The sequence below is a fragment of the Streptomyces sp. NBC_00984 genome, assembly GCF_045162475.1.
Classification (GTDB): Bacteria; Actinomycetota; Actinomycetes; order Streptomycetales; family Streptomycetaceae; genus Streptomyces.
In genome coordinates, this window is sequence record NZ_CP108734.1 from 2,087,962 (window position 1) to 2,098,031 (window position 10,070).

General features: G+C 70.8%; 9 protein-coding genes. 4 read left to right on the forward strand and 5 right to left on the reverse strand.

Annotated elements, in window-relative coordinates; genetic code table 11:
• Together OG520_RS09010 and OG520_RS09015 are read left to right on the forward strand one after the other, a co-directional pair.
• Positions 1 to 981 (forward strand): ABC transporter ATP-binding protein, encoded by a 981-nt coding sequence (locus OG520_RS09010; protein ID WP_406012825.1) that lies wholly within the window; start codon positions 1 to 3, stop codon positions 979 to 981.
• Complete coding sequence (locus tag OG520_RS09015; RefSeq protein ID WP_406012826.1) at positions 978 to 1,790, forward strand: ABC transporter ATP-binding protein; 813 nt, start codon at positions 978 to 980, stop codon at positions 1,788 to 1,790. The genes OG520_RS09010 and OG520_RS09015 overlap by 4 nt, the downstream gene beginning before the upstream one ends.
• Positions 1,791 to 2,089: 299 nt before the next feature.
• Here the strand turns inward: OG520_RS09015 and OG520_RS09020 are convergent, their stop codons facing one another.
• On the reverse strand, positions 2,090 to 3,484 hold the full coding sequence (locus OG520_RS09020; protein ID WP_399332782.1) for an NAD(P)/FAD-dependent oxidoreductase: 1,395 nt from the start codon (positions 3,482 to 3,484) through the stop codon (positions 2,090 to 2,092).
• Between the two features lie 136 nt (positions 3,485 to 3,620).
• Positions 3,621 to 4,406, reverse strand: a complete 786-nt coding sequence (locus tag OG520_RS09025) for a TetR/AcrR family transcriptional regulator (protein WP_406012827.1) — start codon at positions 4,404 to 4,406, stop codon at positions 3,621 to 3,623.
• A 172-nt stretch (positions 4,407 to 4,578) separates the two neighbouring features.
• On the opposite strand from OG520_RS09025, the gene OG520_RS09030 reads away from it, so the two are divergent.
• Together OG520_RS09030 and OG520_RS09035 are read left to right on the forward strand one after the other, a co-directional pair.
• Positions 4,579 to 6,030, forward strand: coding sequence for an APC family permease (locus OG520_RS09030; protein ID WP_399332887.1), 1,452 nt, complete (start codon positions 4,579 to 4,581; stop codon positions 6,028 to 6,030).
• Between the two features lie 229 nt (positions 6,031 to 6,259).
• Positions 6,260 to 7,687: an amidase gene (locus OG520_RS09035; RefSeq protein WP_406012828.1), complete on the forward strand. Its 1,428-nt coding sequence runs from the start codon at positions 6,260 to 6,262 to the stop codon at positions 7,685 to 7,687.
• Between the two features lie 194 nt (positions 7,688 to 7,881).
• On the opposite strand, the gene OG520_RS09040 is transcribed toward OG520_RS09035, so the two are convergent.
• The 3 genes from OG520_RS09040 to OG520_RS09050 all read right to left on the reverse strand — a co-directional run bounded on the left by OG520_RS09040 (position 7,882) and on the right by OG520_RS09050 (position 10,003).
• Positions 7,882 to 8,724 (reverse strand): hypothetical protein, encoded by an 843-nt coding sequence (locus tag OG520_RS09040; RefSeq protein ID WP_406012829.1) that lies wholly within the window; start codon positions 8,722 to 8,724, stop codon positions 7,882 to 7,884.
• Between the two features lie 197 nt (positions 8,725 to 8,921).
• Entirely contained in the window at positions 8,922 to 9,398 is a 477-nt protein-coding gene (locus tag OG520_RS09045; protein ID WP_399332789.1) for a DUF5994 family protein, read from the reverse strand.
• On the reverse strand, positions 9,395 to 10,003 hold the full coding sequence (locus OG520_RS09050) for a DUF5994 family protein (protein ID WP_406012830.1): 609 nt from the start codon (positions 10,001 to 10,003) through the stop codon (positions 9,395 to 9,397). The genes OG520_RS09045 and OG520_RS09050 overlap by 4 nt, the downstream gene beginning before the upstream one ends.
• Positions 10,004 to 10,070 lie beyond the last annotated feature (67 nt).

Consider the following 10,070-nt stretch of genomic DNA (forward strand, 5'->3'; position numbering starts at 1 on the left):
ATGACCGAGTACGAAACCCCGGTGCTGGAGATCGACGGGCTGGGCGTCCGCCTGCCCGGCGAGCAGGCGGCCCGGCCCATCCTCGACGGCGTCACGTTGCGGGTCGGCGCCGGCGAGACCGTCGGCCTGGTCGGCGAGTCCGGCTCGGGCAAGTCGGTCGCGTGCCGCAGCGTGCTCGGGCTGCTGCCGCCCCGGGCGCGAACGAGTGGTGAGGTGCGGGTCGCGGGCCGCGATGTCCTGGCCATGAACCGCGCCGAACTGGCCGGGCTGCGCGCCAGAGAGGTCGCGATGATCTACCAGGACCCGCGCGCGTCCGTGAACCCGCTGCGCCGCGTGGGCGACTTCCTCACCGAGGGACTGCGCGGTGCGGGCACTCCCGCCGCCGCGGCCGAGAACCGGGCCGAGGAACTCCTCGACGCGGTGGGCATCCGCGATCCGCGGGGCGCGCTGCGCCGCTACCCGCACCAGTTCTCCGGCGGGATGCTCCAGCGTGTGGTCATCGCGGCCGCCCTCGCGGGCGAGCCCGCGCTGCTGGTCGCCGACGAGCCGACCACGGCCCTCGACGTCACCACCCAGGCGGAGATCATCGCCATCCTCACCCGCCTCCAGGCCGCACGCGGCACCGGAATGCTCTTCGTCACCCACGACCTCGAACTGGCCTCGGCGATCTGCGACCGCGTGTACGTCATGTATGCGGGCCGGATCGTCGAAACCAGCAGCACCGACGCACTGTTCGACCATCCACGCCACCCGTACACGGCGGGACTCCTCGCCTGCACGCCCCGTATCGAGGCCGGAGCCGCCGCCCCACGCCCGATCCCGGGCCGGCCCGTCTCCCTCGCCGAGGCCCCACCCGGGTGCGCCTTCGCAGCGCGCTGCGCCCACGCACAGCCGCGCTGCTCCGAGGGAACACCCGAACTTGCGCACCACGGCGACGGACTCGCCGCGTGCCACCGCGCCGACGAAGGGATCACACTGTGACCGGGGCAACCGAGGAACTCGTCGTTCAGAAGCTGTGCAAACGGTACGGAGACCACACGGCGGTGCAGGATGTGTCCTTCGCCCTGCCGCCGGGCTCCTCCCTCGGCATCGTCGGCGAATCCGGCAGTGGCAAGACCACGACGGTGCGGATGCTCGTCGGCCTGGAGCGCCCTGACGACGGTACGATCCGCATCAACGGACGTGACCGGTCGGCACCCGCCCGGAGCAGAGCCGAGCGGCTCGCCCGCGCACGCGAGATCCAGATGGTCTTCCAGGATCCGTACCTGTCCCTCGATCCACGGGTGACCGTGGGCCGGTGCATCGAGGAGGTCCTGCGCCTCCACTTCCCGATGGACACAACGGCACGGCGGGAGCGCGTCACCGAGCTCCTCGACCAGGTCGGGCTCGGGGAACGGGAGGCAGCCGCCCTGCCCGGCAAGCTGTCCGGCGGTCAGCGCCAGCGCGTGGCGATCGCCCGCGCGCTGGCCGCCGAACCACGCGTCCTCGTCCTCGACGAGGCCGTGGCGGCCTTGGACGTGTCCATCCAGGCGCAGGTGCTCGAACTCCTGGGCACCATCCGGCGCGAGGTCGGCATCGGCTTCCTCTTCGTCACCCATGACCTCGCCGTCGTGCGGCACATCACCGACGAGGTCATGGTCCTCCGGGAGGGTCGGGTGGTGGAGGCGGGCCCTACGGCCGAGATCCTCGACGCGCCTCACCACCCCTACACACGCCTGCTGCTCAGCTCCGTTCCCCGACGCGGCTGGAACCCGGCCGACGCCGCGGCCGCCCGCCGCTCCCTCGGCTGACCCGCCCGTTCCGAGCCCCGGACCCGGACCGACGGGCGGACGTACGCGGGCGTCCGGGCTGCCCGACCCTCAGCAACCACACCAACACCTCGCGCTTCTGTTGCGGCCTGGACAGCAACGAGCGCTGGAACACGAGCCAGTCCACCGCGCAGTGGGAGAACGACTGGGTCGCCCTCGCCCGCCGCTACAGGAGAAGCCCCGGCGGAGCGCCGTAACGCATCTTGTCCGGGGCCTCTGTCACACCTCATGCGCAAGCCCTTCGACTGCCCGGCGAGGGTCCTTGCCTGGATGACCGGGCATCAGCTTCCGAAACCGAGGCCGAGCCGGTCGAGGGTCTTGAGCCAGAGGTTTCGACGCCCGGAGTTCTCGTCCGCGCGGGCGAGGGACCACCTGGTGGCCTGGATCCCCGCCCATCGGACCGGTTCCGGCGGGAAGGGAAGGGGCTTGCGCCGCACCATCTCCAGTCGTGTCCGTTCGGTGCGCTCGCCGGCCAGGAGGTCGAGCATCACCTCGGCACCGAAGCGGGTCGCGCCCACGCCGAGGCCGGTGAATCCGGCCGCGAAGGCGACCCTGCCCCGGTGCGTGGTGTCGAAGAACGCGGAGAAACGGCTGCAGGTGTCGATTGCGCCGCCCCAGGCATGGGTGAAGCGCAGCCCTTCCAGCTGGGGAAAGGTCCGGAAGAAGTGCCGGGCCAGGGTGGCGAAGGTCTCCGGCCGCTGGTCGTGCTCGGCACGCACCCGGCCCCGGTAGTGGTACACGGTGTCGTAACCGCCCCACAGAATCCGGTTGTCGGTGGAGAGCCGCACGTAGTGGAACTGGTTGGCGACGTCGGAGAATCCCTGCCGGTTGCGCCAGCCGACGGCGGCGAGCTGATCGTCCGTCAGTGGTTCCGTCATCAGCGCGTAGTCGTACACGGGGACGGTGTAGAGGCGGTGCCGCCTGACCAGGGAGGGGAAGGCGTTGGTGGCGAGTGCGACCCGGTTCGCCAGGATGCGGCCGTACGGCGTCCGCACCGTGATCCCCGGGTCTGCCTCCTCGATGGCCGTTGCCCTGGTGCGCTCGTGGATGCGTACGCCGAGGTCCAGACAGGCCTGCTTGAGGCCCCATGCGAGACGTGCGGGATTGAGCATCGCCGTGCCCTCCTCGTCCCAGAGCGCCCCCAGGAAGGTCGGCGAGGCGATCTCGGCCCGGACCTGGTCGGCGTCGAGCACCGTCTGCTCGGAGCCGTAGCGGGCGGCAAGCGTGGCCAGCTCGTGCAAGTCGTCGACCTGGTACGGCTCGGTCGCCACGTTGAGGGAGCCGGTGCGCTCCCAGTCGCAGTCGATGCCGTACCTCTTGATCGCGTCCTCGATGGCCTGGAGGTTCTGGATGCCGAGCCGTTCCAGCTCGGCGAGCTCGTCGGGCCAGCGGTCGAGGCCGTTGCCCAGACCGTGGGTGAGGCTGGATTCGCAGAAACCGCCGTTGCGCCCGGATGCGGCCCAGCCGATCTCCTCGCCTTCGATCAGGACGACGTCACGGGAGGGGTCGCGCTCCTTGGCGATCAGAGCGGTCCACAGGCCGCTGTAGCCCCCACCCACCACGAGCAGATCGCAGCGGGTGTCGGCGACCAGGGCCGATGTGGCCTGCGGGCGGCCGGGGTCATCCAGCCAGAACGGGGTGGGGTCGGCATCCCGGAGCGCGTGAACGGGATCCATGGCGGACTCCTCGGGTGGTGCGTAGTGCGGCTGGTCCTAAGGGTTCCGCCATCAGACGCCGGTCCGAAATTGATGTCAACGACGTTGACATAAGCCTCGTCGCCGCGGCTCGACCGGACCCGGGACCGCGACGCGATCAGGACCCGCTGCGATCCGTCCGATCCGCGTCCCGGCGGGGCGTGCGGCGAGAGTGCCCGGTCCGGCCCCGGCCGGCCTCTCCGGCCGCCCCGGGCAACTTCGCTTCGACGGAGTCGAGCAGCAGTTCCAGCGCGAACGGATAGCCGCTGAGCATCATCTCGGCAGTCAACAGGCGCACGGTGGCGGCGATGTGGGGGTAGTCGTTCGCGTCCAGGCGGCCGTAGCGGTCCTGCCACACCTGCAGATCGGCTGCCTGAGCGGGTGCCGGAAGGGCGAGCGCCGCCGCGTCCAGGGCCGCGAAGGCGAGCGCCTGGTCCACGAAGGCGTGATAGATCCGCACCGCTTCCCGATCGGGGAAACCCGCCGACCGCAGCACGCCGAGGATCGTCTCCACGGCCCGCATCTCGTTGTTCCGCCCGGTCGTCCGGTGCGCCGCCAACATGGCGGCCTGTGGGTGCGCCTGGTAGGAGGCGTGGATGCGCAGACCCAGCTCGCACAGGTCGGTACGCCATTCGCCGGTGGGCTGCCAGCCCTGCCGGGCACGGCCGATGAGCTCGTCGGCGATTGCCAGCAGCAGGTCGTCGGTGTTGTGGAAATACCGGTAGAGCGCACTGGGGTCGGCGCCCAGGGCGGCTCCCAGCCGCCGGACCGTCAGAGCGTCCGCACCATGCTGGCCGACCAGCCGCAGGGCCGTCTCCACGATGATCTGCTCGGACAGCACCGTGCCCTGCTTCGTCGGCCTTCTGCGCCGCCGCTGCGGCTCCGGAACCACACGCTCATTCATGGCGCGGAGCTTATGACAACGCCATTGACGTGTGAAGGGGGCAACGGTTTCATGGCCTGCCATCCGGGTCCTCCGGCCATCTTCCCCCGAAGCAAGGCGACGACCGTTGGCGGTACCAGTGAAGTACGCAAGCACCGCGCCGAGTAGAAGCGCCCCGGCCCCGCAGCCCGCGATGCGGAAGTCCATCGGCGTCGTCGACGGCATCGTCCTCGCCGCGTCGAGCACAGCGGCCACGAGCAGTATCGGCATCGGACTCGGTCTGATGGCGAGCATCGTCGGCCTGCATCTGCCGGCGATCATGCTGCTGGCCTTCCTGCCCGTGCTCGGCATAGCCGGCGGATACGGGCGGCTCAACCGGGTCGAACCCCACGCCGGCAGCAGTTACAAGTGGGTCGGCCGCATCCTCAGCCCCTGGCTGGGCTTCCTGGTCGGATGGGTCAATGTCATCGGCACCATCGTGTTCATGGCCTACACCACGACGGTGACGGGGTCGGCGATCATCCAGCTCCTGGTCCAGGCCGACCTCCACAGCGTCGGCGGCCTCTCCCTCGATCCCGACTCCACCCTCCAGTCCACGCTTCTCGGCATGGCCGTCCTGGTCGCCGCCGCGCTGGTCGCCGTTCGCGGGCTCGACCTCGCAGCGCGTCTCCAGAAGTACCTGCTGATCTTCGAGTACGGCGTGCTGCTCGCGTTCTGCGGCTATGGCCTGTTCGCCGGGGACCAGCCCTTCTCGCTCCAGTGGTACAACCCCTTCGACATCCCCTCGGCCGCGGCCCTCGCCCAGGGCATGGTGCTCGCGGTCTTCTGTTACTGGGGCTTCGAGTCGGTCTTCAGCATCGGTGAAGAGGTCAGTGACCCTCGGGACGCCTCCCGCGGCGGTTTCATCGCCCTGACCGTAATGCTCCTCCTCTTCCTGCTCGCCGGCACGGCCTTCCAACGCGTCCTGCCGCTGGACGAGTTGGCCGGCAACGGCGCGCAGGGGCTCGCCTACTTCGGTACGAAGCTCGCCGAGCAGCCGTTGGCCGCACTGCCGCTCATCGCCCTCATGTTCTCCGCGGTGGCATCGCTCCAGGCCTCGGTCATCCCCACCGCCCGAGGGATGTACGCGATGGGCCGCGACGGCGTCCTCGGCCCCGTCTGGACCCGCCTGCACCCCAAGCACGGGACCCCCGCCGCCGGCACCCTGCTGATCACCGTGTTCGCCCTGGTCCTCGCTGCGACGGCGCTGGTCATCCCCACCGTCAACGACCTGATCTTCGCCGCCGTCAACGCGATCGGAATCGTCGTCGCCCTCTACTACGCCCTCACTGCGGCGGCGGCCGCGGTGAGCTTCCGCCACCTGCTGCGCACATCACCGCTGGAGGCCCTGCGCGCGGTCGTCGGACCGGTGCTGGGCGCGCTCGCGCTGCTCGCCACCGGCGGCTACCTCACGTGGACGTTCTATCGCTCCACCGATCACTTCGAAGTCTCCGCCGACAACGGCTGGTTCGCCCTGCTCGTCCCGGTCCTGATGATCGGCTCCGGCCTGCTGGCCGCGGCGTGGGCCCGCTGGCACCACCGGTCGCCCTACTTCACCGATACCCGTGACGCCGCCGGCAGCGAACCGGTGAGCGCCGCCGTCTGACCGGCCATGGTCAAGGCCGATCCGGTCCTCGCCCGAGGCCCGTGCGCACCGGGGCTCCACCCGCAGCCGGGCGAGGAGCCTCGCCGTCATCGGGGAGCGGACCTCGGCCGTCGGCCATGACGGGGTACGGGAGCCGATCGGCCCGAAGACGGAAGCGGCCGGGATCCGGCCCCGCACACGCTCCCTCGCACTCACCCGACTCCTCCGATTCCACGCAAAGGACAACCGCATGACCGACCTCACCGACCTTGCCTATCTGCCGGCGACCGAGGCCCTGCACCGATTCCGCGACCGCTCGCTCTCACCGGTCGAGCTGATGACCGCGGTCATCGCGCGTGCCGAAGCCGTCGAGCCGAAGATCAACGCCCTTGCCGAGCGGACCTTCGAGGAGGCGCTCGCCGCCGCTCGCGTCGCCGAAGCGCGGTACGGCGGCAAGGGGGAGGCACCTCGCGCTCTGGAGGGTCTCGCGGTCGCCACGAAGGAGGAGCAGCCCATCGCGGGCCGCCGCAGCACGGACGGCTCCCTGGCGTTCCGGGAGGAGATCGCCGAGCAGACGCACCCGGTGATCGAGCGGGTCCAGGCTGCCGGCGGCATCGTGCACGCACGCACCACAACCCCGGAGTTCAGCTGCGCGGGGTACACACAGTCCCGGCTGTGGGGCGTCACCCGCAACCCGTGGAACCTGGAGTTCTCTCCGGGCGGCTCCTCCGGCGGCTCAGGCGCGGCGCTCGCGGCGGGCGCGGCGACGCTCGCCACCGGCTCGGATATCGGCGGCTCGATCCGCATCCCTGCTTCGTACACGGGCACGGTCGGCTTCAAGCCGCCCTACGGGCGCGTGCCGGCGATGACGCCGTTCAACCTCGACACGTACTGCCACGACGGTCCGATGGCGCGCACCGTCGGCGACTGCGCCCTGCTGGAGAACGTCATCGCGGGGCCCCACCCGTTGGACGCGGTCTCACTGCGGCCCGCACTCGTGCTGCCCGAGCGGTTCGAGGGTGTCGAAGGCCTGCGGGTGGCACTCTCCGTCACCCTCGGGGACTGGCCGGTCGATCCCGAGGTCGAGGCCAACACCCGCGCGGTCGCGAAAGCGCTGCACACGGCCGGAGCCGTCGTCGAGGAGGTGGAGGTCCCCATCATGCGGGCGGACGTGACGCGGGCGGCGATGATCCACTTCGGCTCGGTGTTCGGCCCGTACGTGGCATCGGTTGCCGCCGAGCACAGCGACCAGCTCACCGCGTACGCGCTCGACTTCGCCCAGCAGGCCGCCGAGGCCGTCCGCGGGCCCGGCAGCTTCCTGCAGGGCCTTGAGATCGAGGCCGCGGTGCAGACGACGCTCGGCTCCCTGCTGGACCGCTACGACGTCCTGCTGTGCCCGACGACCGCGATCCCGGCGCTCAGGGCGGACGACGACTATCTGTCGACCAAGGTGGTGATCAACGGCGTCGAACTGGACTTCTACCTGGAATCGGCGATGACCACAGCCTTCAACATAGCCAGCCGCTGCCCGGTGCTGAGCGTGCCGTCCGGTTTCGCCTCGACCGGAGTGCCGACGGGGGTGCAGCTCGTCGGACGCACCTACGACGACGCCACGGTGTTCCGTGCCGCGGCAGCGATCGAATCCATCCGCCCCTGGAACAGCGTCCCAGCCCTCTGACGTGGCGTCATGCCGCCGGAACCACGGACCCGGCCCCCGGGCGTGTTCCAGAAGTCCCGTCACACAGTCCGAACACGGTCGCGCAGCAGGTCGAGGAGCCGCCTGGCCCCTCCGCGACAGCCAGGGCTCTCGTTTGGAGTGTGCCCGACGGCCCTCCGGTCCAGGCACCGCGCCTGTTCGGGGGCCGTCGGTCGTTACGGGCGGCGCTGGTGGCCGACGTCGCGGGCGAGGTCCAGGCCGAGGACGCGGTCGAGATGGGCGAAGGTCTCGAACTTGGCGCCCGGCGGCACATCGGGTCGTTCCGCCACTTCGGCCAGCAGTGCCAGGACGGCGGCGACATCGAGATTCTCGGTGAGCGCCGTGTGCGACTGCCGCAGCAGGTCGGTGGGGATCGGTCTGGACGGCTGCTGCGCCCAGTCGGCGACCGAACGGCGCCAGTCGCGCAGGGTCCGCCGGGCCTCGGCGAGCGCGGGACCGGTGACCGTGACCGGAGTTGCGTAGGGGCGACCGAGCAGCAGCAGGCGTACCGCCAGTGGATCGGCGGTCTCCGGTTCCGTTGTGTCCGGGAGACCCGGGTCGAGGAGGTGGCCCGGGTCGGGGACGCCCTCCGCCGGTGGAGCCGTGGCGACCTGCGCCACCTCGATCCGGGCCCCGTCCGTGAGGTCGTCCGGGTCGGTGCCACTTGCGACCACGTGTACGTCGGCGGGGCCGCCCAGTGCCCCGTCGGGACGGTGCGCTCCGACGACGACGGGGGGATGGATGCCGAGCACCGCCATGACCCGGTCCAGGGCCCGGGACCGGTCGGGCGTCAACTCCGGAGTGGTGAGGACCGTGACGACCTGGAGGCCGTTCAGCTCCGCGGTGCGTGCCAGTACGTCACCGATCAGCGGGACGCGCAGGTGCACCGGGCCGATCCCGGTTCCGGTGTCCGCCCCCTCGCCGAGGGCCGGCAGATGGACGCAGCTGCGCAGCAGGCGGCGTGGTGCGGCGGGGATCTCCGCGAGGTGACCGGTGCGGGTGTCGGCGATACGCAGCATGATGCGGAGGCTAGTCGCGGGGGCCTGTCGCGCGTGGGAGCCCGTGCGCACCATTCGCACTTTATGCCGCGGATGCTCCCCCGGGAGTAGCCTCGGTTGTGGGTTGGTGCACGCTCACGTGCACCGCCTGAAAGGGCGACCCCGGCGCGTATTGCCGGGGTCGTTGTCATGTCGGTCGCCGGCGCAGGGCACCCCGGCTACGCGGGAGTGATGCCGGCGGCGTCGAGTATCTGCTCGGCGGAGGTACGGTTGTCGTCCTGCACGGCCATGGTCATCGCGGTGTGTGCGGCCTCCGCAGAGGTCTGCGGCGGGATGACCAGGAACGCGAAGTGGTCGTGGTGACCGCGGGTGATGATCATCGTGCTGTCGTCGACGGCGGACCAGTCGATACGGACCTTGTGGTCGCCGACGACGAGATGGGCCGGGACCTCGTCCCAGGCACTCGCGTCCAGGCCGACACGTGCGATGGGTCCGAGACTGGCCGTCAGCGCGTCGATCAGGTCGGGCAGCTGGCTTCTGATGTCGCGCGAACGAGGCCACCAGGCACCGTCGAAGAACCCGGCACGGCTGGAGGTCGTCTCCAGCCGCAGTACCGCACTCCCCGGGACCACCGGCTGGTCGACGGTGTCCTGGAGAAGCAGGAGAGGTGCCGGGGCAGGTGAATCGGCAGTCATGGGTTGCCACCCGTCCGTCCGGGACACGGGGTCGTTTCCGGGCGGACGTGCCGTCGGGGTGCCGGCGTCCGGGGCGCTGTGCCCTGGCCCCCCTCGGAGTCCCAGGCCAGTTCCCGGGTGGAGTCCCAGTCGGCCTCGGCCGCGATCCGGAAGAAATCCGCCTCCCGCATCAGGCCGCTCGCGGTGAGAACCCGGAGGGGATCAGCGGCTGCGGTCATCAGCCGGGCGGCTGTGGCCGGGCCGGTCTCCGGCGGGATCACCAGCAGGTCCCAGCGACCGGTCGTGTAGGAGAGCAGCAGGAGCTTGTGCGGGTCCTGCTCGGCCTTGAACCAGCCGACGTGGACCAGATGCCCGGTGACCTGCACCTTGCGCGGGACGACCGGCCAGAACGTGGGGTTGACGGTGACCCGGGTGATCCTGCCCCAGAGCGGATCGAGTACGGCCATCAGCGGCGGCAGTTCCGCCGTCAGGTCGCGGGAACGGGGCCACCAGGCACCGTCGACAAGGGCCGGAGAGGTGCCGGCGGGCGCCAGCACGAGCCGGAGCGGCAAGGAAGAAGGGGCCCGGTCTTCGACCGCCTGCGGATGCTCGATGATCGCGGTCATGACGCGAACCCTGCCCCGGGCCGGTCATGACCGGCCCGGTGTTGTGAATCGCCGAGAGCGGCACCCG

What these genes read in the sequence shown, in the direction of transcription:
- OG520_RS09010 (WP_406012825.1), top strand. Translation starts at nt 1, where the DNA reads ATGACCGAGTACGAAACCCCGGTGCTGGAGATCGACGGGCTGGGCGTC.
- OG520_RS09020 (WP_399332782.1), bottom strand. Translation starts at nt 3,484, where the DNA reads ATGGATCCCGTTCACGCGCTCCGGGATGCCGACCCCACCCCGTTCTGG.
- OG520_RS09025 (WP_406012827.1), bottom strand. Translation starts at nt 4,406, where the DNA reads ATGAATGAGCGTGTGGTTCCGGAGCCGCAGCGGCGGCGCAGAAGGCCG.
- OG520_RS09030 (WP_399332887.1), top strand. Translation starts at nt 4,579, where the DNA reads ATGCGGAAGTCCATCGGCGTCGTCGACGGCATCGTCCTCGCCGCGTCG.
- OG520_RS09035 (WP_406012828.1), top strand. Translation starts at nt 6,260, where the DNA reads ATGACCGACCTCACCGACCTTGCCTATCTGCCGGCGACCGAGGCCCTG.
- OG520_RS09040 (WP_406012829.1), bottom strand. Translation starts at nt 8,724, where the DNA reads ATGCTGCGTATCGCCGACACCCGCACCGGTCACCTCGCGGAGATCCCC.
- OG520_RS09045 (WP_399332789.1), bottom strand. Translation starts at nt 9,398, where the DNA reads ATGACTGCCGATTCACCTGCCCCGGCACCTCTCCTGCTTCTCCAGGAC.
- OG520_RS09050 (WP_406012830.1), bottom strand. Translation starts at nt 10,003, where the DNA reads ATGACCGCGATCATCGAGCATCCGCAGGCGGTCGAAGACCGGGCCCCT.